Source organism: Rhodopseudomonas sp. AAP120, from assembly GCF_001295845.1.
GTDB lineage: Bacteria > Pseudomonadota > Alphaproteobacteria > Rhizobiales > Xanthobacteraceae > Rhodopseudomonas.
Map to the genome: position 1 here is coordinate 1 of NZ_LJIC01000068.1, position 23,674 is coordinate 23,674.

At 64.9% G+C, this 23,674-nt stretch carries 23 protein-coding genes; 8 read left to right on the forward strand and 15 right to left on the reverse strand.

What is annotated here, in order from left to right:
• The 3 genes from IP86_RS11800 to IP86_RS11810 form a co-directional block, all read left to right on the forward strand.
• Positions 1 to 2,178: TonB-dependent siderophore receptor (locus IP86_RS11800; protein ID WP_054162723.1), on the forward strand; the 2,178-nt coding region annotated here is incomplete at its 5' end.
• Positions 2,175 to 3,320: a PepSY-associated TM helix domain-containing protein gene (locus tag IP86_RS11805; protein WP_054162724.1), complete on the forward strand. Its 1,146-nt coding sequence runs from the start codon at positions 2,175 to 2,177 to the stop codon at positions 3,318 to 3,320. The genes IP86_RS11800 and IP86_RS11805, both read left to right, overlap by 4 nt.
• Positions 3,317 to 3,523, forward strand: coding sequence for a hypothetical protein (locus tag IP86_RS11810; protein WP_054162725.1), 207 nt, complete (start codon positions 3,317 to 3,319; stop codon positions 3,521 to 3,523). The genes IP86_RS11805 and IP86_RS11810 overlap by 4 nt, the downstream gene beginning before the upstream one ends.
• 146 nt (positions 3,524 to 3,669) lie before the next feature.
• Here the strand turns inward: IP86_RS11810 and IP86_RS11815 are convergent, their stop codons facing one another.
• The 3 genes from IP86_RS11815 to IP86_RS11825 all read right to left on the reverse strand — a co-directional run bounded on the left by IP86_RS11815 (position 3,670) and on the right by IP86_RS11825 (position 6,702).
• Entirely contained in the window at positions 3,670 to 4,884 is a 1,215-nt protein-coding gene (locus IP86_RS11815) for an ABC transporter substrate-binding protein (protein WP_054162726.1), read from the reverse strand.
• A gap of 78 nt (positions 4,885 to 4,962) precedes the next feature.
• On the reverse strand, positions 4,963 to 5,283 hold the full coding sequence (locus IP86_RS11820; protein ID WP_054162727.1) for a 2Fe-2S iron-sulfur cluster-binding protein: 321 nt from the start codon (positions 5,281 to 5,283) through the stop codon (positions 4,963 to 4,965).
• Positions 5,284 to 5,466: 183 nt separating this feature from the next.
• The gene (locus IP86_RS11825; RefSeq protein ID WP_054162728.1) at positions 5,467 to 6,702 is read right to left on the reverse strand and encodes a cytochrome P450; all 1,236 of its coding nucleotides are present in this window, start codon (positions 6,700 to 6,702) and stop codon (positions 5,467 to 5,469) included.
• 98 nt (positions 6,703 to 6,800) lie between these two features.
• Between IP86_RS11825 and IP86_RS11830 the strand changes: the two genes are divergently transcribed.
• Positions 6,801 to 7,301, forward strand: coding sequence for a MarR family winged helix-turn-helix transcriptional regulator (locus tag IP86_RS11830; protein WP_054162729.1), 501 nt, complete (start codon positions 6,801 to 6,803; stop codon positions 7,299 to 7,301).
• Positions 7,302 to 7,665: 364 nt separating this feature from the next.
• Here IP86_RS11830 and IP86_RS11835 read toward each other — a convergent pair whose 3' ends face one another.
• From IP86_RS11835 to IP86_RS11860, 7 genes are all read right to left on the reverse strand, one after another.
• Positions 7,666 to 9,189 (reverse strand): amidase, encoded by a 1,524-nt coding sequence (locus tag IP86_RS11835; RefSeq protein ID WP_054162730.1) that lies wholly within the window; start codon positions 9,187 to 9,189, stop codon positions 7,666 to 7,668.
• Positions 9,190 to 9,279: 90 nt separating this feature from the next.
• The gene (locus IP86_RS11840) at positions 9,280 to 10,266 is read right to left on the reverse strand and encodes a CobW family GTP-binding protein (protein WP_054162731.1); all 987 of its coding nucleotides are present in this window, start codon (positions 10,264 to 10,266) and stop codon (positions 9,280 to 9,282) included.
• Between the two features lie 11 nt (positions 10,267 to 10,277).
• A complete protein-coding gene (locus IP86_RS11845) occupies positions 10,278 to 10,634 on the reverse strand; it encodes a nitrile hydratase accessory protein (protein ID WP_054162732.1) in 357 nt (118 codons plus the stop codon).
• Positions 10,634 to 10,981, reverse strand: coding sequence for an SH3-like domain-containing protein (locus IP86_RS29600; RefSeq protein WP_210168171.1), 348 nt, complete (start codon positions 10,979 to 10,981; stop codon positions 10,634 to 10,636). The genes IP86_RS11845 and IP86_RS29600 overlap by 1 nt, the downstream gene beginning before the upstream one ends.
• A complete protein-coding gene (locus tag IP86_RS29605; protein ID WP_197279771.1) occupies positions 10,981 to 11,295 on the reverse strand; it encodes an SH3-like domain-containing protein in 315 nt (104 codons plus the stop codon). Before IP86_RS29605 ends, IP86_RS29600 begins: the two co-directional genes overlap by 1 nt.
• A 15-nt stretch (positions 11,296 to 11,310) precedes the next feature.
• Positions 11,311 to 11,916, reverse strand: a complete 606-nt coding sequence (gene nthA / locus IP86_RS11855) for a nitrile hydratase subunit alpha (RefSeq protein ID WP_156332474.1) — start codon at positions 11,914 to 11,916, stop codon at positions 11,311 to 11,313.
• A 255-nt stretch (positions 11,917 to 12,171) separates the two neighbouring features.
• Positions 12,172 to 13,221: a HoxN/HupN/NixA family nickel/cobalt transporter gene (locus IP86_RS11860; RefSeq protein ID WP_054162799.1), complete on the reverse strand. Its 1,050-nt coding sequence runs from the start codon at positions 13,219 to 13,221 to the stop codon at positions 12,172 to 12,174.
• 253 nt (positions 13,222 to 13,474) lie between these two features.
• On the opposite strand from IP86_RS11860, the gene IP86_RS11865 reads away from it, so the two are divergent.
• Positions 13,475 to 13,900, forward strand: coding sequence for a MarR family winged helix-turn-helix transcriptional regulator (locus IP86_RS11865; protein WP_245290598.1), 426 nt, complete (start codon positions 13,475 to 13,477; stop codon positions 13,898 to 13,900).
• 287 nt (positions 13,901 to 14,187) lie between these two features.
• On the opposite strand, the gene IP86_RS11870 is transcribed toward IP86_RS11865, so the two are convergent.
• The 3 genes from IP86_RS11870 to IP86_RS11880 form a co-directional block, all read right to left on the reverse strand.
• A complete protein-coding gene (locus tag IP86_RS11870; RefSeq protein WP_283804778.1) occupies positions 14,188 to 15,246 on the reverse strand; it encodes a substrate-binding domain-containing protein in 1,059 nt (352 codons plus the stop codon).
• 245 nt (positions 15,247 to 15,491) lie between these two features.
• The gene (locus IP86_RS11875; protein ID WP_054162735.1) at positions 15,492 to 16,235 is read right to left on the reverse strand and encodes a sulfite exporter TauE/SafE family protein; all 744 of its coding nucleotides are present in this window, start codon (positions 16,233 to 16,235) and stop codon (positions 15,492 to 15,494) included.
• 48 nt (positions 16,236 to 16,283) lie between these two features.
• Positions 16,284 to 16,796 carry a YcgN family cysteine cluster protein gene (locus IP86_RS11880; protein ID WP_054162736.1) on the reverse strand — a complete coding sequence of 171 codons (513 nt, stop codon included), beginning with the start codon at positions 16,794 to 16,796 and terminating at the stop codon, positions 16,284 to 16,286.
• 273 nt (positions 16,797 to 17,069) lie between these two features.
• Between IP86_RS11880 and IP86_RS11885 the strand changes: the two genes are divergently transcribed.
• The 3 genes from IP86_RS11885 to IP86_RS11895 are packed head-to-tail and all read left to right on the forward strand — an operon-like array spanning position 17,070 to position 20,488.
• Entirely contained in the window at positions 17,070 to 19,319 is a 2,250-nt protein-coding gene (locus IP86_RS11885) for a transglycosylase domain-containing protein (RefSeq protein WP_054162737.1), read from the forward strand.
• Between the two features lie 30 nt (positions 19,320 to 19,349).
• Entirely contained in the window at positions 19,350 to 19,928 is a 579-nt protein-coding gene (locus IP86_RS11890; RefSeq protein WP_054162738.1) for a DUF1214 domain-containing protein, read from the forward strand.
• Positions 19,925 to 20,488 (forward strand): DUF1254 domain-containing protein, encoded by a 564-nt coding sequence (locus IP86_RS11895; protein ID WP_054162739.1) that lies wholly within the window; start codon positions 19,925 to 19,927, stop codon positions 20,486 to 20,488. Before IP86_RS11890 ends, IP86_RS11895 begins: the two co-directional genes overlap by 4 nt.
• Before the next feature lie 111 nt (positions 20,489 to 20,599).
• Here IP86_RS11895 and IP86_RS11900 read toward each other — a convergent pair whose 3' ends face one another.
• Positions 20,600 to 21,229: an autotransporter outer membrane beta-barrel domain-containing protein gene (locus IP86_RS11900; RefSeq protein ID WP_245290606.1), complete on the reverse strand. Its 630-nt coding sequence runs from the start codon at positions 21,227 to 21,229 to the stop codon at positions 20,600 to 20,602.
• Complete coding sequence (locus IP86_RS11905; RefSeq protein ID WP_054162741.1) at positions 21,166 to 23,580, reverse strand: autotransporter outer membrane beta-barrel domain-containing protein; 2,415 nt, start codon at positions 23,578 to 23,580, stop codon at positions 21,166 to 21,168. Before IP86_RS11905 ends, IP86_RS11900 begins: the two co-directional genes overlap by 64 nt.
• Between the last annotated feature and the right edge of the window lie 94 nt (positions 23,581 to 23,674).

The window sequence follows — 23,674 nt, forward strand, 5'->3', positions numbered from 1 at the left end:
GAACTTCCCGCCGTCGAGATCACCGCGCCGCAGCCGAGCCGGCGCCAGGCCCAGGCCCCGCGTGCCGCCAATCGCGCTGCCACGGGGCCCTCGCGCCGCTCCACGCAACGCGCCGCACGGGCGCCGCAGCCGGCGCAGCCGACGCAGCGCGCGGTGTTCGAGCGCGGCACCGATCCGGTGCCCGGCTTCGTGCCGAGCGTCAGCGCCAGCGGCACCAAGACCGACACCAAGCTGATCGAGACGCCGCAGTCGATCTCCGTCGTCAGCCGCGACAATCTCGATGCGCGCGGCGTCGACACCGTCGCGCAGGCGCTGCAATACACCGCGGGAGTCGCGGTGCAGACCGGCGGCGCCGATCCGCGCTACGATCAGGCCAAGATCCGCGGCTTCGAGACCAACGGCTTCTCGAATTTCCGCGACGGCCTACGCGACACCGCGAACGGCTCGGCGTATTTCTCGGTGTTTCGCAACGAGCCCTACGGCGTGCAGCGGATCGACGTCGTCAAAGGCCCGAGCTCCGTCATGTACGGCCAGAGCCCGCCCGGCGGCCTGATCGACCTGATCAGCAAGCGCCCGACCGAGCAGGCGTTCGGCGAAGTGGTCGGCCTCGTCGGCACCGCCGACCGGCTGCAGGGCGCGTTCGACGTCGGCGGTCCGCTCGACAAGGACAAGACCCTGCTCTATCGGCTGACCGGCGTGCTGCGCGATTCCGACGCGCAGGTCGCCAAGTTCTCCGACAAGGTCAAGGACAACCGGGCCTATATCGCGCCGGCCGTGACCTGGCGCCCCAACAACGATACCTCGCTGACGATCCTCAGCGACTATCAGCACGACGTGTTCGGCAACGCCTTTCCAGTATCGGTCGGCACGGTGCGCGGCGGCAAGATCGTCGACGTCAAGCCGCTGCCGCTGTTTCTCGGCGAGCCGAGCTACAACACCTTCGACCAGAAACAATATCGGATCGGCTATCAGTTCGAGCATCGCTTCAGCGACGATCTGATCGTGCGCTCGCGCGCGCGTTACGGCCATGTCGACCTGGAATATCGCTACGTCACCTTCGCCGGCACGCCGCTCGACACCCAGACGGTGTTTCCCCGGATCTCGCGCCGCGTGCTCGAGAGCACCGACACCTTCAACATCGACAACCACGTCATCGCCAAGACCTGGACCGGGCCGTTGCAGCACACCGTGCTGGTCGGCACCGACTATCAGGCGTTCCAACTCGGCGGCCAGCAGTTCGGCGGCACCGCGCCGTCGCTGAGCCGGATCAACCCGGTCTATGGCGTGCCGATCGCGATGCCCACGACGCTGCTGCAGAGCTACAAGCAGAATCTGAACCAGGCCGGCATCTATCTGCAGGATCAGATCAAGCTGCAGAACTGGATTCTGACCCTCGGGGGCCGCTACGACGCGGCTCAGCAAACCACGCTCGACCGCATCAGCGGCGTGCCGCAGACCAACGACGACACTGCTTTCACCAAGCGGGTCGGCCTGACCTATCTGTTCGACAGCGGAGTGGCGCCCTACGTCAGCTATTCCGAATCGTTCCTGCCGACCGCCGGCGTCGATTTCAGCTCCAAGGCTTTCAAGCCGACCACCGGCAAGCAATATGAAGGCGGCGTCAAGTTCCAGCCCAACCGGGATTTTCTGTTCACCGCCGCGGTGTTCGACCTGACCCAGAACAACGTGCTGACCGCCGATCCGAACCATCTCAACTACAATATCCAGACCGGCCAGGTGAATTCGCAAGGCCTCGAGCTGGAGATGCTGGCCAAGCCGATGCCGGGGCTGAACCTGCTGGCGACCTACACGCTGCAGAACCTCAAGAACACCCAGAGCAACAACGGCGACGTCGGCAAGGTGCCGGTGCTGACGCCGCGCAACATGGCGTCGGCCTTCGCCGACTATACGCTGCAGAGCGGCCCGCTGGCCGGCTGGGGCTTCGGCGCCGGCGTCCGCTATGTCGGCGAATCCTACATGGACATCCTCAACACCCTCACCAACCAGGCCTATACGGTGTTCGACGCCGGGCTGCATTATCGCCAGCCGAAGGGCATCAACCTGGCGCTCAACGTCAAGAACATCGGCAACAACGACCGAGCGCTCTGCACCGTGACCGGCGGCTGCCAGTACATCACCCCGCGGGTGATCACCGCGACCGCGAGCTACCGCTGGTGACCGGGACGCGCGGCCTCAGGATCTGGAGCAAGGTCCACACCTGGACCTCGCTGATCTCTATGCTGTTCCTGCTGATGCTGTGCATCACCGGCCTGCCGCTGATCTTCCATGAGGAGATCGAGGACCTGACCGAGCAGCAATTCGCCGCGCCGCAATTGCCGAGCGGCACGCCTGCCGCACCGGTGGACGACGTCCTCCGCGCCGCGCAGCAGGCCCGGCCCGGCGATCACGTGCTGTTCGTCACCTGGCGCGACGAGCAGCCGTCGGTCGTCGTGATCACCATGTCGCCGACGCCGAAGCCGATGCGCGGCCAGTTCTATCGGCTGGTGATGGACGCCCGCACCAAGGCGGTGCTCGGCGAGGAGCGGCCGCAGCGCGGCGTGATGGACATCATCCTGCTGCTGCACAAGAACATGCTGCTGGAACTGCCCGGCGAATTGTTCCTCGGCGCGATGGGCCTGCTGCTGGTGGTGTCGATCGTCTCCGGCGTCGTGGTCTATGCGCCGTTCATGCGCCGGCTCGCCTTCGGCACCGTGCGCCAGCGCTCGCGGCGGCTGAAATGGCTCGACCTGCATAATCTGTTCGGCATCGTCACCACGGTCTGGCTGTTCGTCGTCGGTGGCACGGGGGTGATCAACACGCTGGCGATGCCGATGTACGACTACTGGCGCGGCCAGGTGCTGCCGCCGCTGCTGGCGCCGTATCGCGGCGCCCCGGTGGCGCAGCCGTCGTCGCTGGATCAGGCGATCGCCCGGGTGCGTACCGCGCTGCCCGAGGGCCGCCTGACCTCGATCACGATGCCGACCGCCGAGAACTTCGGCAGCCCGCGGCATCTCGTGGTCTGGATGAAGGGCAACTCCGCCCTGACGGCGCTGCTGGCGACGCCGACACTGGTCGATGTCGACCAGAGCGTGCCGGTGCTGGTGCCGCAGATGCCGTGGTACTTGACCCTGCTGCAGATGTCGCGGCCGCTGCATTTCGGCGACTATGGCGGCCTGCCGCTCAAGATCGTCTGGGCGCTGCTCGACCTCGTCTGCATCGTCGTGCTGATCACCGGCCTGTATCTGTGGATCGCGAAGCAGCGCTTCGGCGGCAGCGCCCGCAGCCGGACCGCGGTGCGATCCGATGCGAGGCCGGCATGACCGCGCCCCGCAGAGCCTCGCACACCACCGCGCAGATCTTCGCCGCCCCGCTCGCGATCGGCGTCATCACCGCCCTCGGCCTGACCACCGCCCTGCTGGGTGACGGCCTGTGGGATTGGATGTCCTGGATCGCGCTGTCGCTGCCGGTCGCGGTGGCAGTGGGTTATTGGCACTTAGGTGGCAAGCGGGCCGCCTCCCGATAAGGTGCACGCCGCTAACTCCATCGTCATTGCGAGCGAAGCGAAGCAATCCAGCGCCACATACGCGGCGTGGATTGCTTCGTCGCTTCGCTCCTCGCAATGACGGCGGTGCGGGACATCGGCTTCCCGTGCGTCCGGCCAAAGCCCCGCTACTTCACCAGCTCGCACCCGCCCTCCGCCATCGGCCGGAACGCCTTGTCGGCCGGGATGGTCGAGACCAGGCGATAGTAGTCGTAGGGATATTTCGACTCCTCCGGCTTCTTCACCTCGAACAGATACATCGGGTGCACGACGCGGCCGTCCTGGCGGATGGTGACATCGCCGAACAGTTTGTCCTTGCCGCTGAAGGTTTTCATCTGCGGCACGACCTGCTTGGCGTCGTCGCTGCCGGTGGCGGCGACGGCGTTGAGATAGGCCAGAGTCGAGGCATAGACGCCGGCCTGGTTGCCGCTCGGCATCTTGCCGTTCATGCCGGGGCGCTGCGCGAAGCGCTTGGCGAACGACCGCGTGTCCTCGTTCATGTCCCAGTAAAACGCCTCCATCAGCTGCAGGCCCTGCGCGACCTTGATGCCCATGCCGTGGATATCGTTGATGAACAGCAGGAACGCGACCAGCTTCTGGCCGCTTTGCTGGATGCCGAATTCGGCCGCCTGCTTGACGGTGTTGATGGTGTCGCCGCCGGCATTGGCGAGGCCGATCACGCCGGCCTTCGAGGTCTGCGCCTGAAGCAGGAACGAGGCGAAGTCGGACGTTCCGAGCGGATGCTTGCTCGAGCCGATCACCTTGCCGCCGTGCGCCTCGATGTATTTGCTGGCTTCTGCCTCGATCCCTTTGCCGAGTGCGTAGTCCACCGTGATGAAGTACCAGTCCTTACCGCCGCGCTCCATCATCGCCGCCGCGGTGGTGTTGCCGGTCGCCCAGGTGTCGTTGACCCACTGGATGGTGTTGGGGGAGCAAGCCTTGCCGGTGAGATCGGAGCTCGCGGTCGACGACGCCAGGAACGTCATCTTGGTGCCGCGCAGCAGTGTGTTGATCGAGAGTCCCACCGATGAATTCGGCACATCGACGATGGCGTCGACGCCCTCGTTGTCCAGCCAGCGGCGCGCGATGGCATTGCCGACGTCGGCCTTGTTCTGGTGGTCGGCATAGACGATCTCGACCTTGATATCCTTGCCACCGCCGGCGAAGTCCTCGGCCGCCATCCGGGCGGCCTCGACCGAGCCCATGCCGTTGGTGTCCTGGAAGATGCCGGAAATGTCGTTGAGCACGCCGACCCGCACGACGTTGCCGGAAATCTCGGCGCTGGCCGTGGTCGTCAGCAGACAGGCGGTCGCAAGGCCTAACAGGCCCTCGGTGATTGTCATGGTTCTCTCCCTGAGGTGATCTTGTTGGTTGGTGACGCCGCCGGTCGTTGCCGGCGGCGGATCGTTCAAACTGAAGGCCTAGAATTGCCGCTCCGGAATCCGCACCACCAGCCCGTCGAGATCGTCTGTGAGCTTGATCTGGCAGGACAGCCGGCTCGACGGCAGTCGCTCCGCGGCCGTGCCGTCGAGCAGATCGTCTTCATTGCCGTCGACCGGCGGCAGCTTGCTGAGGCCCTCTTCGACATAGACGTGGCAAGTGGCGCAGACGGCGTTGCCGCCGCATTCGGCGACAATGCCGTCGAGCCCCAGGCTCAGCGCCGCATACATCGCGGTGTCGCCGACGGCCGCATCGGCGACTTCGCTGCGGCCATCGGGCAGAATGAAAGTAATCGTCGGCATTGCTTCTCCTCGGAGCCTGAACGGAAACTCAGCAACTCAAATCACGCCTCTCCACGTCATTGCGAGCAAAGCGAAGCAATCCAGCGGCTCCGAGCGCGGAGCTCCTGGATTGCTTCGTCGCTTCGCTCCTCGCAATGACGAAGGGAGGATCGGTTTTGAAAGGCGCATCGTCGGTCAGGCTCCTCAGGCCGGCTTCAGCTGCAGCGGCAGACTCTCAAGCCCGCGCAGCGTGTTGTTGAAGCGGCGCTTGACCGGCCCGGCGATCTCGATCGCGTTCACCTTGCGGGCCAGCGCAGCGAGCACGACCTCGCCTTCCAACCGCGCCACCAACTGGCCGACGCACATGTGGATGCCCGAGCCGAAGCCGACATGGCCGGAGGTCTTGCGGGTGATGTCGTAGCGGTCCGGCTCGTCCCAGCGTCGCGGATCGCGATTGGCGGAGCCGAGGAACATCAGCACCTTCTCGCCCTCGCCGATCGTTGCGCCACCGAGTTCGACCTCGCGCGTCGTGGTGCGGAAGAAGGTTTGCACCGGGCTTTCGAACCGCACCGCTTCCTCGAAGGCGTTGCGCGCCAGCGCCGGATCGGCGCGCAGCCGCGCCAGTTCCTCGGGAAACCGCGCCAGGCAATACATCGCAGCGCCGATGCCGTTCACAGTGGTGTCCAGCCCGGCGGACAAAAGCGAGCGGACTAACAACGGCGCTTCGTCCGGGGTGATTTCGCCGGTGTCGCTGAAGGCGTGGATGCAGGCGCCGAAGCCGCCCGGCGCGAGGCTCGGCCGCTGGCACTGCTCGTTGACATAGGCCTGATGCGGCGCCGAGCGCTCGATCGCCGATTGGCGCAATTCGTTCGGCGGTCCGAACGCGTTGAACACCAGGCCGGCATAAGGCAGCAGGTTCTCGCGGCCCTCCTGCTTCAGCCCCATCGCGTCGGGAAACACCGACAGCGGATAGGCTTCGGCGAGATCCGCGATCGCATCGACGGCGCCGCCGCGCGCCAGCAGTTCGTCGATCTTGGCGTCAGCAGCAGCAGCGAAGTTGTCGCGCAGCCGCTTCATCGTCGCGGGCGACAGCACCTTGCTCAGCACCGCGCGGGTCCGCGTGTGCGCGGGCGGATCCGCCTCGAGGATCAGGCTCGGCGGCCGCCACGGCTTCTCCTTCTTGAAATCGCTGAGGCCGACCCCGCGGCTGGAGCAGAAGGTCAGCGGATCATTGAGCACGGCATAGACTTCGGCATAGCGCGCGACGCCATAGACGTTCCATTTGTCGAGATACACCACCGGGCCGGCGTCCCGCATCGCCTGCTGGTCCGGATAGGGATCGGCGAAGAACTCCATCGAGAACGGGTCGATCGCCAGATGCGGAATCGCCGCGCTTGTCGCAGGCGGCGCGGCCTGTGATGCAGCCTGGGTCGCACTCATCTCGTCCTCCCTTTCGTCCGATCCTTGCATTCGGCACTTGTGAACCGTGCCCGCGTATCTTTATGTCTGCTCACCCGCCGCCAGCTCTCGAAAGCGCCATGACCGGTTCGCCTCCACGAAAATCACGACGCAGTTCGGCGCCAACCAGCGCGCAGACGCTCGACCTCGAGCGCTACGTCCCGGCCTTCATCACCTTCATCGCCAACAAGCTGTCGAACAGCGCAACGGCGTTCTATCAGCGGGAGTTCGGCGTCAACGTCACCGAATGGCGGATCATGTCGCTGCTGGCGATCGAGCCGGGCATCGCGGCGGCGCGGATTTGCCAAGTGATCGGCTTCAACAAGGGGCCAGTCAGCCGCACGCTGACCGACATGCAGCAGCGCGGGCTGATCGCGATCCGCACCGATCCGAACGACGGCCGCAGCCATTCGATCTCGCTGACCGCGAAGGGCCGCGCGACGCATGATAAGGTCATCGTCGCCGCGCTCGACCGCGAGCGGCGTCTGATGTCGTGCCTCGACAAAGGCGAACAGGAAGTGCTGATCGAGATGCTGCGCCGCCTGCACAACAACCTCGGCGCGGTCACCGGCGAGACGTGAGACGTGCCGCCGCGCGCGACGAGCGCGCACGCGTCGTTGGCCTGCCGCCTTGTCGCGCGCTTTGGGCACGACGCGGCCTTTGCCGGCTCGACTGCCGAACATCATTCCTCCCGAACCCGGCGACTGGATCGCTCTTGTTCGGAACAAGTCTCATAGATCAGTTGCCTTGGCAACAAATATGTTTTGCAGATGATACTGCGCTGCAGCGTTTGCAATTGCTGCTGCAACGCCCGATTCATCAACCTGCCTCACAGCGCCGGACACCGCAAACAGCAGCGAGCCCGGTTCTGACCGTGTCAGAACCGGGCTCGCGATGAAGATCACGTCGTGTCAGACGTCGCCGCAGGCGTGCGGTGTCCCGGCCTCAGGCCGGCTTGAGAGACGTCCAGTCTTCCGATTGCTCGAACGCATGCGCCGCCTGGTAGATCGAGGCTTCGGCGCAGTGCTTGCCGACCAGCATCATCCCCACCGGCAAGCCATCGCTCATGCCGCACGGCACCGACATCGCCGGATGACCGGTCACGTCGAACGCCGCCGTATTCCCCAGCATCTCGAAGGCGCGCGTCAGAATTTCCCCGAGCGGCGCGGAAGGCTCCGGCAGCTTGGTCGCCTTCATCGGCACCGTCGGCAGCAGCAGCAGATCGTAATCGGCCAGCACGGCGTCGTAGGCTGCGCGCAGCCGGCGGGCCAGATTCTGCGCCTTCGCATAGTACACGCCGCGGTGTTTCTGCAGCATGTACTGCCCCAGCATGATGGTCACCTTCAGGGTATCCGACAGACCATCGGCGCGCGTGCGCCAAGCGTCATGGGCCTGCATCAGGCTGGTGACGTAGAGCCCCTTCCAGTTGAAGCCGAAGCCATTGCCGTGCATCATCTGGACCGTGGCGCCCTCGTGGGCGATCGCCGACCAGATCGCGCCGCTGACCGCATGCATCGGCACCGAGACATCGGCGACCTCCGCGCCCAGCGCCCGGAACCGATCCGCAGCCTTCCTCACCAGCGCATCGACATCCGTCTCGGAATTGGCATGACCGAAGCCTTCCGTGAGCACGCCGATGCGCAGTCCCTTGAGCGGCTTGCCGAGTGCCGCCGTGTAGGCCTCGGTCGAAATATCGATCTGCCGGGGATCGAGACCGTCGGGCCCAGCCAGGACCTCGAGCAGCAGCGCGTTGTCGGCGACATTCGCGGTGATCGGCCCGGTGTGATCGAGCGTCGACTCGATCGGCATCACTCCGGTGTAAGGCACGAGCCCATGCGTGGGCTTCATCCCGTAGGTCCCGCAATACGCGGACGGAATGCGGATTGATCCGCCTTGGTCGCCGCCGATCGCCATATCGACTTCTTTCGCCGCCACCAGCGTAGCACTACCCGACGACGATCCGCCGGCCGAATAGCCGGCCTTTCGCGGATTGATCACTGGCCCGAGAGCGCTGGTGTGACTGCCGCCGGAGAAGCAGAAATACTCGCAATGGGCCTTGCCGACGATCGTCGCTCCCGCATCCAGCATCCGCGTCACGATGGTGGCATCGACGTCCGGCACATAGCCTTGCAGGCTGGAGGCGCCGTTCATCATCGGAACGCCGGCGAGCAGGACGTTGTCCTTGAGCACGACCGTCTTGCCGTGCAGCTTGCCCGACGCCGCTCCCTTGACCTCGGCCTTCCGGTACCAGGCGTTGTAGACATTCTCATCGCCGGTCGGTTGATATCCCGGCGTCCGCGGATACTTCACCAAAGGCACGTCGTCCGGCAACGTGTCGAGCACATTGTAGGCGGCCACGGCTCCGCCCATCTGCGCGATGAACCCGTCGATCTCCGCGACCGGCATGCTCATGCCGAGCGCCTCACAGACCTCTGACATTTCCTCGGTGGTCGGCAGCTTCACAGTCATCGTCTGTCTCCTCGTGGCGGGTTACAACGGGTCCTGCACTGCGCGGCGTGCCGGCAGAGGGACGATTTCAGTCGTGGATGAGAGGCGCGGCTACGCGACCAGGCAGGCTGCCAGATCGGCTTTGATCTGCGCTTCGGGAAGCTTGCGGCCGATGAAGACGAGCCGGGACGCGCGCGCTTCGTCCGGCTTCCAGGGCGGCCCGAGATCGGAATTCATCAGCATGTGAATGCCCTGAAAGATCACCCGGCAATCGAGGCCGTCGAACGCCACGATGCCCTTGTACCTCATCAGATCCCGGCCGACCTCAGAGACGGCCTTGCGGAAGAATTCCTCCAGCCGGTCCTGGTCGAAAGGCTTCGAACTCGAGAACACGAAAGACTGCACCGAATCGTCGTGCTCGTGATCGTCCTCGCCGAGAAAACCGGGCTCGATCCGAAGGATCTCGTCGAGCGAGAAGCCGCGAATGTCGAGCAGCTCCGCGATCGGCGCATCGCCGAAATGCGCCGCCTTGATCGGCGCCCGCGGGTTCATCCGCACCAGCCGGTCGGAGAGCTTCGCGAGCTCTTCCTCACCGACGAGATCGGCCTTGCTCAGCAGAATCCGGTCGGCGAATCCGACCTGCTCCTGCGCCTCGTGGAAATCATCCAGCTGAGCATGCGCGTGCTTGGCGTCCACCACGGTGACGATCGCATCGAGCAGATAGTAGGACGCTACATCGTCCTCGACGAAAAAGGTCTGAGCCACCGGCGCCGGGTCCGCGAGGCCGGTGGTTTCGATCACGACACGATCGAACGCCTCCGGATCGAGCTCGCGACGCTTCCTCAAGTCACCGAGGATCCGAACCAGGTCGCCGCGGACGGTGCAGCAGATGCAGCCATTGTTCATCTCGATGATCTGCTCCTGCTGCTCGACCACCAGCAGTTCATTGTCGACGCCGGCCTCACCGAACTCGTTCTCGATCACGGCAATCCGCTCGCCGTGCCGCTCCCGCAGAATCCGGTTCAGCAGCGTGGTCTTCCCCGCGCCAAGAAAACCCGTCAGGATCGTCACCGGAACTTTCCGACTCTCGGCCGACATCTGAGGCCCCGTCACTTCATTACGTTGGTTGGACCGACCGAGCCGGCAGCGAAACGGCGAGCGCGCAACTGCGCCTCATTGGTGACGCCCTTGGCGATCATCAGCTTCTCGGCCGCATCCAGCCACTGTTCGTAGTAGCTTCGCGGAACGCCGCCGGCGGCCTCGATCGCCGTATCGGCAGCCACTTCACCGGAGAAGCACTCCACCCATTCGGACCACTCGAAGTGCCCGTCCTGTGCAAGCCGAACGATGATCGCGAACGCCCTCGCTTCCCAGGGCTCGTCGAACTTCGTCTCACTGTCCGGCCCGACCGGGATCGTCTTGCAAAGCAGAGGTGACGCTGCCTCGCTCCGTGCCGACCCGACCATCAAGCGAGGTCCATATAATCGTCGAACACGTCGACCCTGAGCGTGTCGCGCTCGGAGGCCGTGCCGCCCCACAACTCGCGCGCGGTGAAGCGCACGCTGTAGCAGTGTTGCGGCTTCTCACCGAGGCCGTGAGCGTGCGTATCGGGAAACGCGAAGACGCCGTAGTCGGCTTCGATGATGCCGAGCTTTCCGCGGAGATAGCCGGGCAGCCTGGTGTGCGTTTCCGGATTGTGATTTCGCACGCGAATTCTGTCACCGACGCGGAAGCGGGGCGCCACGGGTTCGGCGACACGAGCCGAGGCTCCGGTGGACGCAACGGCGGGAGCGATATCTGGCGTCAGCAACATCACACTTCCTCGGCTTTCGCGAGCTTCGCAATGCGATCGTCATATTCCTCGCGGGTGATGAATCCCCGCTTGATCAGAATATCCTCGAACGCATGCAGCCAATGCTCGTAGTACGACGATTCCAGATAGTGCGCCGGATCGAGTTTCTCGATGGCATGACGAAACTCGTCGACCGAGTATCCGGCGAACACGAACGTGCCCGCGAACATTCCGAAGACACGGCGTTCCCACTCCTCGTGGAACACCGGCTCGTTTTCCTCGCGGATGATCGGCCCGATGCCGTGCTTGCCGCCGAGATCATGAATTCCGTTCATGGGACGACTCCGTCTTCAATGGCTGGGAGCGGCGGGAGCGGACGAGCCGAGCGTGGTGACGCCGATCATCGAGTCGCGGGTCACCAGGTCGACCAGTTGCTCTTCACTGAGATCTTCGGTGCCGGCCGGACGCTCGGGCAGCACGAGGTATCGCAGTTCGGCCGTGGTGTCCCACACCCGAACCTCGACGTTTTCGCTGAGTTCGGTGCCGAATTCCTTCAGGACACCGCGCGGGTCGCTGACCGCGCGCGCCCGGTACGGCGCGGACTTGTACCAGATCGGCGGCAGGCCGAGGGTCGGCCACGGATAGCAGGAACACAGCGTGCAGACGACGAGGTTGTGCACCTCGGGCGTATTCTCGACCACCACCATGTCCTCTCCCTGCAAGCCGGAGAAGCCCATTTCCTTGATCGCCGTGGTCGCATCGGAAAGCAGCCGCTGCTTGTAGTCCGGATCGGTCCATGCACGCGCGACGACCTTCGCGCCGTTACGCGGACCGACCTTGTGTTCGTAGAGCTCGACCAGGACGTCGAGCGCCTTGGGGTCGAGAAGTCCCTTCTCCACCAGAATGGATTCGAGTGCTCGCGTCCGAACCGCCGGATCTGCGCTTTGTTTCGACATATCGATCCCTCCTGTTGCAAACACGGCCAGACACATCAACGACCCGCTCGGTCATCGCGAGCCTATTATTCGTAATTACGAGTATTACATTGCAAGTTCCTGCTGTCAAACGTCGTTCGGCGACAGACACGCACTCACTTCAGTTGCACTACACGCACAGCGGCCCGTCTCGCACGGAACATGATCGCGTTCCGAATGCCGCCGACACCCGATATCCGATCCACACCAAGCAGTCGGCATCTCGCGTACTCCGCGTCACACGGTTTCGCCGATCCGGTCGCGTCGCCGCACATAGAACAGCGCGACCGACGCGGCCCAACTGACCGCGAACAGCGCAACGATCCCGCAGCCGAGCACGCCGAAACTGGCATTGAGGCCGGCGACCGAATCCCAAAAGCCATTGCCCAGATGCAGACGCTGACCGATCAGGCCGAGAACCTCGATCCCGCCGACGACGAAGGCCACCAGAACCGAGAGCGACGTCACGGTGAGGTTGTAGACGAGCTTGCGTTCGGGTCCACGATACGCCCAGCCATAGGCTCCGAGCATCAATATGCCGTCCACGGTATCGAGCAGCGTCATGCCCGCCGTGAACAGCAACGGGAAGATCATGATCGTCCAGCCCGACACATCCGACGACGCTCCCGCCGCCAAACCGAACAGACTAACTTCACTGGCGGTTTCGAAACCGAGCGCGAACAGAAATCCGACCGGAAAGAGGTGCCAGCTTTTCGACACCAGACGGAACACCGGCGCCAGCAACCGAACCATAAACCCGCGCCCCATCAGGATCGCATCGATATCTTCGTCACGGAGAACGTGTCCGCGCTGGCTTTGCCGGAGGGCTCGTACCACCGCCACCAGCACACCGAGATTGGCGACCGCTATGACGAGCAGAAACAACGCGGACATCGACGTGCCGAGCACCCCGCCGATCTCGCGATAGGGCGCAAATTGCTCGGCAAAGGACCGCGCTGTAAAAGCCACCGCCATCGAGGCGATCAGCACGACGGCGGAATGGCCGAGCGCAAAGAACAGACCGACGGCGATCGGCCTCTTGCCGTCCTGCATCTGCTTGCGCGTGACGTTGTCGATCGCTGCGATGTGGTCCGCATCGAGCGCGTGGCGCAGGCCGAGGGTGAAAGCAAGAACCGCCATCCCCATGAGAACGGGGCGCGCGGCGAACGCCGCCGCGGCCCACGCCCACATCAGGAGGTTGGCCAGAACCAGTACCCCGACCAAGCCGAGCAGCCTGGCGCGAAAGCCATCCTGCGCGGGACGATCGAACACGCGGCTGATGGCCATCAGGTCCTCCACGATCGCACCAAGCCGGCCAAGCCGTCGCTTCGGCGAAGCCGAGCAGTGCGTTTCGACAAGCGTGCTCAGCTTCACAACTAATGTCAATTACAATATTCGTATCTGCTAGTATCTGCTATGGTCCGCGCGAGCCCGAAAGCGCTCAATAATTCGGCAAGGGGCTCGAAAAACTTGCAGTTCACAGCCGCTTGATCCATTGTGAGTCTGCGTTGCAGACGACGTAGCTTGACTGGAATCTCTCGTGGCCGACCTCCCGACTATGCAAGATCAGATCGCCTATTTGATCGCCTCCGTTAATCGTCAGCTCGAAGAGGAGCTGTCCGACTCGCTTCGCCCCGAAGGCATTCCGATCGAGCAGTTTAGAATTTTGAATGCGCTTGCCGAGACCGACGGCCTTTCGATGGGGGAACTCGCGGCTGCAGTTCTCGTCGATGCTGGCTCGTTGACGAAGATCGTCGACCGAATGGTTGCCGATGCCCTCGTGTATCGCGGCGTGGCGCCCAGTGACCGGCGCCGGATCCGAATTTTCCTCGCGTCCAAGGGCAAGGCGACCAACAAGCGGTTGAAGGGGATCTCGAACAAACAACAGCGCGGCCTGATCGAGCGTCTGGATCCCGCGAAAGCCAAAGAGCTCACGCGTCTACTGCGAGGACTGATCCGCGAGTGACTACGCTGCTCCCGGCGGCCCATCGGGATCGTGAAATAGGGAACGCCGCCCCTCGCCGCCTAGAGAGGTTCTGGCTCTTACGGAATCTGACCAAGCGCTTTGCAGCATTCAAAGCGGGCACATCCTCATGGTGAGGAGGCGCGAAGCGCCGTCTCGAACCATGGGCCACACAAACGCCGCGGCCTCATCCTTCGAGACGCCCGGCTGCGCCGGGCTCCTCAGGATGAGGACTCAGTGCCGCCGGTCAGTGCATCGTAACGATGAAACGCTCTAAGCGGACGATCGGATTAACGAGAGGCGATCACCCGGAAATCGTGCCCGTCCGCGACTGCCAGGTGAATTGGATGCGTCGCCCCCGCGACGATGCCGCCTTTGAAACCGCGCGCGGTCCGCTGTTGCGCGGCCCGCCCGACTTTTCGTCGAAGATCGGTCGGTTGCAGGCTCTCTGCCGCTTCGACCAGTCCTGCGACGCAATGAACGCCTTCGTAGAGCGACTCGCCGAACGCATTCATGGGCGGCGGCGTTTCGCCGAACAAGTCGTGATAGCGCTCCAGGAACACGGAATTATTGTGGGAACGAAGACAGGAGAAGTACCCCGACGCCACGTAGAGATTAGCGGTGCAGGATTCACCGATCGCATAGAGGATCGTCTCGTCGATCGACGTGCTGAACCGCAAGATGCGCGACGACATCCCCGCCTCGGCGAAGGCCCTATTGAACACGACGGCCTCGTTCCCCAGCAGCCATGACACGATCACATGCGGCCGAGCCTCGGAAATCCGACGGAGCAACGCCTCGTGATCTTCGACCCCGAACGGCACGACCGCGTTGCCGACCACGGTGCCGCCGATATCCCGAATGATCCGCTTCGCCCGGCCCATCGACTGCAGTGGCCAGACATAGTCATTGCCGATCAGGAAAAACCGCGACGCCTGCTTCTCCGTCGCAAGCCAGGATAGTCCCGGTTTCAGCAGATCGTCGGCCGTCTCCCCCACCGTCATCACATCGGGATCCAGCACCCCGCCTTCGAACTGCGGCGTGTAGACGAATGGGACACGCCGCTTTTTCAGCTCGGCGGCGACCAGGGTCCTGGCTGAACTGGTCACCATCGCAACGACCACGTCGACGTCGGACATCGTCGCCAGCGCCGCCGCGGCTTCTCTGGCGCTGGCATCGGTGGCGCCGGCATTGGCGACGATCAGATCAAGCTCGCGTCCGAGAACGCCGCCGTGATGATTGAGCTCCGCGACCGCAAGAACGGCGCTCGCCTCGCAGGACGGCGCCCAAATCCCGCATGGCCCCTCTTGAGGCACCAAGAGCCCAATCTTCAGATGTGCTCGACTCACCGCTCAAGTCCCGATGCAACACGCATGGTAATCGCGAAGTTCGAATGGAGGCGCAGTCCAGAGCCCGAGCTTTGCAGCTCAAACATCCTGCAGCATTGAATACCATTTGGAAGGCGCCGGCAAATCCATTCATCCGCCGGAGGGCCGGCCAGGTGCACGCATGGGATGAGCACCAGCCGCGAGTCGCGTGGATGGTTCGGAAGCACGCCCAGCGGCGGCGCGAACGAATGACGCGGCGAAAGCGGTTAGAACTGCCGCCAGAACAGCCCGATCGTCAGCGCGATGCCGAGCACGACGACGCCGACCCGCAGCGCCTTTTCATTGACGCGGCGCAGCACCCAGACGCCGGCGAGATAACCGACCGTCGACGACGCGGCGAGCACGCCGGCCTCGATCCACTTCACTTCCGGCGACAGCGCGAACATCGCCACTGCCGAGGCGTTCATCGCCGCGGCGAGTGCGTTCTTGGTGGCGCCGGCGTTGCGCGCGTGCATGCCGGCGACCGACAGCGCCGCCATCATCATAAAGCCGATGCCGCCGCCGAAGTAACCGCCATAGATCGCGATCACGAACTGAATGACCCCGAGTACGCCGACATTGATCTTGGCCGGCTCGGCCCGCGCCGTGCGCACGAAGCTGCCCCAGGCGAACACTGCGGTGGCGAACAGCACCAGCCACGGCATCATCCGGGCGAAGATCGTCGGCGGCGTGATCAGCAGCAGCACGGCGCCGACGATGCCGCCGACCAGGCTGATGCCGATCAGCCACCAGAACGACAGCCGCCCGACGCCGAGCACCATCGAGCGTCCCGCGAAACCGGACGCGAGCTGCCCCGGAAACAGCGCGACCGTCGAGGTGATGTTGGCAGACAGCGGCGACAGCCCGGCGAGCAGCAACGCCGGTAGCGTGACGAACGAGCCGCCGCCCGCCAGCGTGTTCTGCATCCCGGCCCACAGGCCGGCGACGGCGAGAATGATCAAGGCAGTCATCACGGTCCTTCTAGGCGCGCCGGCAGGACGATGCCGCGAAGGCCGCGCTCACGTCGGCCGCTTCTTCAGCTTCGCCCGCTTCGGCAGCAAGGCCGGCCAGGACACGATGTGGTCTTCGAGTTCCTCGACCGAGATCTCGGTCTCGGTCGCCTCGACCCGGCCGCGCACCGAGACGCCGGCGTCGTGCACGCTGTTCGGATCGCCGGAGATCAGCGGATGCCACCAGTACAGGTCCCGCCCCTCGGCCACCAGCTTGTAGCCGCAGCTCGGCGGCAGCCAGGTCAGCTCGCGGACGTTCTGCGGCGTCAGCCGCACGCAGTCCGGCACCCGCTCCGACCTGTTCGCGTAGTCGTGACACGCACACGCCTGCCCATCGAGCAGCCGGCAGCCGACATGCGTGAAGTAGATCCGCCCGGAATCCTCATCCTCGAGCTTCTCCAGGCAGCAGCGCGCGCAGCCGTCGCACAGGCTCTCCCATTCGGCCTCCGACATCTCTTCCAAGGTTTTGGTTTTCCAGAAGAAACCGTCCTGGTCGGAGATCTTCTTGCGAGCTGCGGTCATGCCGGGGCGGTTGCTTCCGTGCTGTCAAAGCGTGGTTCTAGGGGGAGTTACGCCGACGGCGCAAGCGGTTAGCCTCGTTCCGGTGCGAGGAAGCTGTGGCGCGGCCGCCGCTTCGCTGAAAAATCCCTGCGCGGCCATTGGTTTATGGCCATGGCTCGGCTACAAGAACGAGGATTCTCCAGAACGGCTTCAAGCGCCTTCGGTTTGCCGCAACCCTGCCGCAAGACAGATTGAGGCGCCCGCCCGGCGTCACACGCGATTGGTCGAAACCCGGTGCCGAAGATTCTGCCAGACAACTTCATGCAGCGCATCCGGAACTGGTTTCTGGACCTCGACGCCCGGCTCGACTCGACGCTGTTCTCCTCCGCGGCCGGCATCCGCGAATTGTGGGAACGCTTCGCGACCTTCATGGACCGCTTCTATGTCGGTCACTGGAAGCGCTGGGTATTCATCGAGCCGCTGTCCGAAGCCGCGACGCTCGGCGCCGGCGGCCTCTTGGTGCTGCTGGCGCTGGCGCAGCCGGCGTTCCGCGAGACCACCGACGAGGACTGGCTGAAGAAGTCCGACCTCGCCGTCACCTTCCTCGACCGCTACGGCAACCCGATCGGCAGCCGCGGCATCAAGCACAACGACTCGATCCCGCTCGAGGACTTCCCCGACAATCTGATCAAGGCGACGCTCGCGACCGAGGACCGCCGCTTCTACGATCATTTCGGCATCGACGTCGCCGGCACCGCCCGCGCGCTGGTGACCAACGCGCAGGCCGGCGGCGTGCGCCAGGGCGGCTCGTCGATCACCCAGCAGCTCGCCAAGAACCTGTTCCTGTCGAACGAGCGCACGCTCGAACGCAAGGTCAACGAGGCGTTTCTGGCGATCTGGCTCGAGACCCGGCTGACCAAGAACGAGATCCTGAAGCTGTATCTCGACCGCGCCTATATGGGCGGCGGCACGTTCGGCGCCGATGGCGCGGCGCATTTCTACTTCAACAAATCGGTGCGCGACGTGAACCTCGCCGAGGCCGCGATGCTGGCCGGCCTGTTCAAGGCGCCCACCAAATTCGCCCCGCACATCAACCTGCCCGCCGCCCGCGCCCGCGCCAACGTCGTGCTCGACAATCTCGTCGATGCCGGCTTCATGACCGAGGGCCAGGTGTTCGGCGCGCGGCGTAATCCCGCCTCGGTGGTCGACCGCCGCGACGAGAACTCGCCGAACTACTATCTCGACTGGGCGTTCGACGAAGTCCGCAAAGTGGTCGACACCTTCCCGAAATCCTACACCGAGCGCGTCTTCGTGGTGCGCACCGCGATCGACATGAACGTGCAGCGCGCCGCCGAAGGCGCGATCGAAAATCAGCTCCGCCAGTTCGGCCGCGATTATCACGCGACCCAGGCGGCCACGGTGGTGTCGGATCTCGACGGCGGCGTCCGCGCCATGGTCGGCGGCCGCGACTACGGCTCCAGCCAGTTCAACCGCGCGGTCGACGCCTATCGTCAGCCCGGTTCGTCGTTCAAACCGTATGTGTACACGACCGCGCTGCTCAACGGCTTCAAGCCGACCTCGATCGTGGTCGACGGCCCGGTGTGTATCGGCAATTGGTGCCCGCAGAACTACGGCCATTCCTATTCCGGCTCGGTGACGCTGACCCAGGCGATCACCCGGTCGATCAACGTCGTGCCGGTGAAGCTGTCGATCACGCTCGGCGGCAAGGGCGGCCCGAAGGCGGGCCGCGCCAAGATCGTCGAAGTCGCGCGCCGCTTCGGCCTGACCGCGCCGCTGCCCGACACGCCGTCGCTGCCGATCGGCGCCGACGAAGTCACCGTGCTCGAACACGCCGTCGCCTACGTGACCTTCCCCAACAAGGGCAAGGCGGTGAAGCCGCACGCCGTGCTGGAGATCCGCACCGGCGCCGGCGATCTGGTGTGGCGCTACGACCGCGACGGGCCGAAGCCGCGGCAGGCGATCCCCGCCTCGGTCGCGGCCGACATGGCCGGCATGATGAGCCACGTGGTCAGCGAGGGCACGGCGCGACGCGCCGCGCTCGACGGCATTCCGACCGCGGGCAAGACCGGCACCACCAATAACTATCGCGACGCCTGGTTCGTCGGCTACACCGGCAACTTCTCCTGCGCGGTGTGGTACGGCAACGACGACTACTCGCCGACCAACCGCATGACCGGCGGCTCGCTGCCGGCGCAGACCTGGCACGACATCATGGTGGCGGCGCATCAGGGCGTCGAGGTCAAGGAACTGGCCGGTGTCGGCATGGGCACCAAGCTGCCGGTCTCGCCCGCGCAGGCCAATGCCCGTGCCACCGACGACGACGCCAAGCCAGCACCGCCGCCGGTGCTGACGCGTCGCGGCGCCGACATCCTGGTCCGCGTCGAGAAGATGCTCGACGATGCCGCCAAGGCGATGGACGCCGCCGAATCCGGCAAGCCGGTGTCGTCGACCAACATCGGCGCGACCGAGAGCCTGGCGTCGGCGTCGCCGACGACGGCGCCCTCGTCGCCGCGCAAGAACTGACGCGGCAGGACATTCAGGGACGGTTGCAACGTGCGCCTGATCTTCTTCACTTTGCTGGCGTTGATCATCGCCGCGGGCGTCGGCGTCGGCGCGACCTGGATGACGGCGACGCGCGGCACCGAAATGGGCACGCTGACGATCGGCGCCTGGACGGCACGGCCGCGCGCCGGGACCGTGGAGATCGATCCCTACGCCCGGGCCGCGATCGCGCGCAGCGGCGAGCTGCCGGTCGGCGCCGGCGACGGCATCGCTTTCATCGCCACCGCCGATGACGCCAAGCGCCCGCTGGACGGCCGCTGCGACATCGAGGTCAGCGGCGTCACCCCGCCGGCTCGGTTCTGGACGCTGACGCTGTACGATCCGCGCGGCTACCTGATCGCCAACGGCCTGGAGCGATACGGCTTCACCAGCCAGGAAATCATCCGCTCGGCCGACGGCGAGTTCAAGATCAGGATCGCCGCACGGTCGCGCTCGGGCAACTGGCTGCCCACCGGCGGCGTCGATCGCTATCTGCTGATGCTGCGGCTGTACGACACCCCGGTCGGCGTCGCGACGCGAACCCAGCGCGACGCGCCGATGCCGGCAATCACCACGGTCGGCTGCCCATGATCCGCTTCATTGCCACCATCATCGCCGGCCTCGTCCTCGGCGGCATCGTGCATCTGGTCAGCGTGCTGGCGCTGCCGCGGATCGCCAGCCAGGACGCCTATGCGCGGCTGACGCCGCTCACCAAGGTCAACGAGGTCTCGCAGCTACCGCAAGTCTCGCCCGACAACGCACCGCTGCCGTTCCTCGACCCGGCTTTCGCGGTCGCGGTCTGCCGATATGATCTATCCAGCGGGCCGTTGAAGCTCACCGTTCCGGTCAGCCAGGCCTACACCGCGGTGTCGTTCTACACCCGCAGCGAAATCGCCTACTACGCGATCAACGACCGCTCCGCCGGCCGCAAGGTCATCGAGCTCGATCTGATGACCAGCGAGCAGCACGGCAACCTGCCGGAAGACGAAGACGTCACCGCGGCCGACCGGCTGATCATCGACTCGCCGACAACCACCGGCCTGATCGTGATGAAGGCGCTGGCTTCCGAGCCCGGCATGATGAGCCAGGCCCGCGCGGCGCTAAACTCGGCAAGCTGCAAGGTGCAGCCGGAGCCGCAGGCGAAGTCGTAACAGGTTGCTCAGCGATCGAGCCGCCCATGATCGCTCATGAGCGGCTCGATCCGGTTCATCCATCGGTCCCGGAATTGACGATCCGAGGCCTCACTCGGTGAGCGGCGCTTGTCACCATTGATACCTGGCCACGCCCTTGCCGGCGTAGCTGGTGGTGACGTCGGAGAATTCGCCCTCGAAGATCGCCGCCACCGAGAAACCGCTCCGCCACTTCAATTCGGCAGAGGCTGTGGTGAGCGCCGCGTCGCTGGCCTGTCTGGCCCCATTGACGACGAAGGACGCGCCGGGCACCGACTGGAACGTGGCGGCGACACTGCGGTCCGGGTTGAACTCGTGCGCCCAGGCGAACCGACTGCGCAGCGTCAGGATCGAATCCGTCAGCGCATAGGATTTGTCGGTGCGGAGGCCGAGTTCGCTGCGGGTCGAGGTCACATCCATGGCTGCGTAGTTCAGCGCGAAGATACCGGCGCCGGACTGTACCTGCTCGCGATAGGACGGCAAATCATAGGCCGTCAGCTGCACGGCGGCATAGGGCGTCGCGCCGACGCCCATCCACGGCGTGACGTACCGACTGCCGCCTTCGAGACGGCCCGAGAAGGCGTTGACGTTGAAGCGCGCTCGCAACTGATCGGTGCCGGCGACATTGCGATTGGTCGTCACGTCCTGCCACGCATAGCTTAGCGCGGCGGTGAGATAAGCACTGCCGATGCTCTGGCGTGCGAAAGCGCCGACCTGGAACAGATCGGAGCTGCCCGAGCCCCCTTGGCCACCGAGAACGTCGTGCCGCCGCCGGACATCGCGAAGCCCGCGATGGTGTTCGGCGCAATCCGGTAGTCCGCGCCGACTGCCACACCGTAGATGCGGCTGGTGGACGTGTTCGAGCCCGTCGCGCTGTTGCCATCGGTGGTCTGCGAACCGCCGAATCCGGTCGCCCAGACGTTCCAGCTTGATGCGAGCGGATCGGCCTTCACCGGCATCGCCTTGGTAAACATTGCGTAGGCGTCGCGCGGCCCACGCTCCTCAGCATAAGACGACATCCCGCCCGCCGAGGGCGAGACCTGATCGTTCCGGCCCGCCACAAAAGGATCGAGCATCGCGCCCATGAACAGGTTCACCGCATCGAAGGTCGTCTGCTGCGATCCGGTCGACGTCTCGCCTGCCGCCTGAGAGAGGCCGGCCGGCGTGAGCGCACCGAACGCGACCGGCATTTTGCCGCCTGCGTTGAAGACGCCGGACAGCGCGTTGGCGACGTTGCTCTGGTTGGTGTTCACCGGCTTGTAGCTCAGCGACAGATCGAGATAGGCGTTGTTGGCGTCGTAGCTCAGGCTGGATGCGAAGTTGGTCGGCAGGTTGGTGCTGACCAGCGAGGAGAAGCTGCCGACGCGGCCGCCGGTGGCGTTGAGGATGGTATAGCGCTTCGCCACATAGCTGCCGGCTGCAAAGGTGGCGTTGACGGCGGCGCCGCCCAGCGTAGCCGTGCCGGTGACGTTGACCCGGTCGGATGCCGACGGTGTCACTTCGATCATGTAGGTCGAAGCCGCCGTGAAGCTCAGATTGCCGCTGACAGTGAGCGTTTGGCCGGGATTGCCGAGAGCCAGCGTACCTCCGTTCATCACTGTGTCGCCGACAGTTCCTGTGCCGGACAGGACGGCTCCACTGTTGACCGTCAGGAGCCCGTTCGCGATCGAGCCGTCGACGATCAGCCTGCCGCCGGAGACGGTGGTGCCGCCCGTATAGGTGTTGCTGCCGGACAGCGTGGTGACGCCATTTTCGACCAGCACCTGCCCACTGCCGGAAATGTTCGCCGCCACCAGATAGTTATCATCGGTGTGATTGAGTACGAGTGCGCCCGTGCCGGCTCCGAAGATGATCTGGTTGGCCGAGATCGTGCCGGCGGCGGCCGGAGCCTGTCCGGCGGCGGCACCGATGTTCAATGTGCCGCTCGACCCGACTGAATAAGCGATCTTGATCGCCTTCGCGCTGACCAGCGCGCCATCCGAGACGGTCAGCGTCCCGTTGCCATCGGCACCTACAAACAGATTGTTGGTCATGCTGATATACGAGCCGGCGCCGCTGAGCGTCACGGTTCCGGTCGAAGTACTGTTGTTGCCGATATAGAACTGATAGCCTGAGACGCCGCCGCCGTTCTGGACGGTGAGCTTGCCGTCGCCGTCCAATCCGACATTCATGTAGCCGGTATAGGCGATCGCCGGGTTCACGAAGGCGGACCAGACCGATCCGCTGCCGGTGACAAGCATCGTGCCTGACGCCCCCGCTAGGTCACCAAGCGTGCCCTGGACGGCCGAGATCACGCCGCCGTTGCTGATGACGATGTCGGCCGTCGTGCCGCTTTGATAGCCGGCGACGAAGGCACCCGACAGCGACCAATTGGCACCGGGACCGCTGACGGTGACGCTCGAATGCGAGCCGGTCAGCGTACCGACATAGCCGTCGACGCTGGTCACGGTGCCACCGGCATTGACCGTGAGTGTGCCGTTGCCGGCATTGCCGACGTAAAGATTGCCCGTGTTCGTCCAATTGCTGTCGGAGACCGTCACGGCACCCGATCCACCGACGTTTCCACCGATGATGCCTCCGGGTCCAGAGACCGTCGCGCCATTGCGCAGGGTCAGCGAACCCGAACCGTAGTCGCCGACGATGATACGCCCGTTGCCGATCGTCCAATTGGCATCGTCGACGATCACCGAGCCGGAGCCGCCGCTGACCGCTCCGAGATTGGCCGAGTAAGACGACGCAATCGCGCTGTTGGTCAGGTTGACGGCGCCGGTGCCGGCGTTGCCGATATAGAGATTTCCGGAATTGGTCCACGACCCGCCGGAAACGGACAGCGTGCCGGAGGCCGCTGAGTTGTAGCCAAGGGTCACCGTCCCGGAATTCAGGGTGCCGGCGACCGACAGATCGGCGGCATTGCTGATGCTGACGAACAGGGTATCGACCGCGCCGGTCGTGCCCGCCGCGATCAGCGGCCCGGCCGAATCGATCCGCGCGGTGTCCGACGCGCCGGGCGTGTGATTATCCCAGACCCAATTGCTGTCGTTGGCCCAGTCACCGTTTGCCGCCCCATTCCACATGACGGAATCCGCACGAGCCGGTAGCGCAAATGCACCTGCGAAAACGAGCGCCAGAACGCTGACAGATCCGAGTGCTCTCCCGCGCCAGGCAGCT

What these genes read in the sequence shown, in the direction of transcription:
- IP86_RS11810 (WP_054162725.1), top strand. Translation starts at nt 3,317, where the DNA reads ATGACCGCGCCCCGCAGAGCCTCGCACACCACCGCGCAGATCTTCGCC.
- IP86_RS11815 (WP_054162726.1), bottom strand. Translation starts at nt 4,884, where the DNA reads ATGACAATCACCGAGGGCCTGTTAGGCCTTGCGACCGCCTGTCTGCTG.
- IP86_RS11820 (WP_054162727.1), bottom strand. Translation starts at nt 5,283, where the DNA reads ATGCCGACGATTACTTTCATTCTGCCCGATGGCCGCAGCGAAGTCGCC.
- IP86_RS11825 (WP_054162728.1), bottom strand. Translation starts at nt 6,702, where the DNA reads ATGAGTGCGACCCAGGCTGCATCACAGGCCGCGCCGCCTGCGACAAGC.
- IP86_RS11830 (WP_054162729.1), top strand. Translation starts at nt 6,801, where the DNA reads ATGACCGGTTCGCCTCCACGAAAATCACGACGCAGTTCGGCGCCAACC.
- IP86_RS11835 (WP_054162730.1), bottom strand. Translation starts at nt 9,189, where the DNA reads ATGACTGTGAAGCTGCCGACCACCGAGGAAATGTCAGAGGTCTGTGAG.
- IP86_RS11840 (WP_054162731.1), bottom strand. Translation starts at nt 10,266, where the DNA reads ATGTCGGCCGAGAGTCGGAAAGTTCCGGTGACGATCCTGACGGGTTTT.
- IP86_RS11845 (WP_054162732.1), bottom strand. Translation starts at nt 10,634, where the DNA reads ATGGTCGGGTCGGCACGGAGCGAGGCAGCGTCACCTCTGCTTTGCAAG.
- IP86_RS29600 (WP_210168171.1), bottom strand. Translation starts at nt 10,981, where the DNA reads ATGTTGCTGACGCCAGATATCGCTCCCGCCGTTGCGTCCACCGGAGCC.
- IP86_RS29605 (WP_197279771.1), bottom strand. Translation starts at nt 11,295, where the DNA reads ATGAACGGAATTCATGATCTCGGCGGCAAGCACGGCATCGGGCCGATC.
- nthA (WP_156332474.1), bottom strand. Translation starts at nt 11,916, where the DNA reads ATGTCGAAACAAAGCGCAGATCCGGCGGTTCGGACGCGAGCACTCGAA.
- IP86_RS11860 (WP_054162799.1), bottom strand. Translation starts at nt 13,221, where the DNA reads ATGGCCATCAGCCGCGTGTTCGATCGTCCCGCGCAGGATGGCTTTCGC.
- IP86_RS11875 (WP_054162735.1), bottom strand. Translation starts at nt 16,235, where the DNA reads ATGACTGCCTTGATCATTCTCGCCGTCGCCGGCCTGTGGGCCGGGATG.
- IP86_RS11880 (WP_054162736.1), bottom strand. Translation starts at nt 16,796, where the DNA reads ATGACCGCAGCTCGCAAGAAGATCTCCGACCAGGACGGTTTCTTCTGG.
- IP86_RS11895 (WP_054162739.1), top strand. Translation starts at nt 19,925, where the DNA reads ATGATCCGCTTCATTGCCACCATCATCGCCGGCCTCGTCCTCGGCGGC.
- IP86_RS11905 (WP_054162741.1), bottom strand. Translation starts at nt 23,580, where the DNA reads ATGTGGAATGGGGCGGCAAACGGTGACTGGGCCAACGACAGCAATTGG.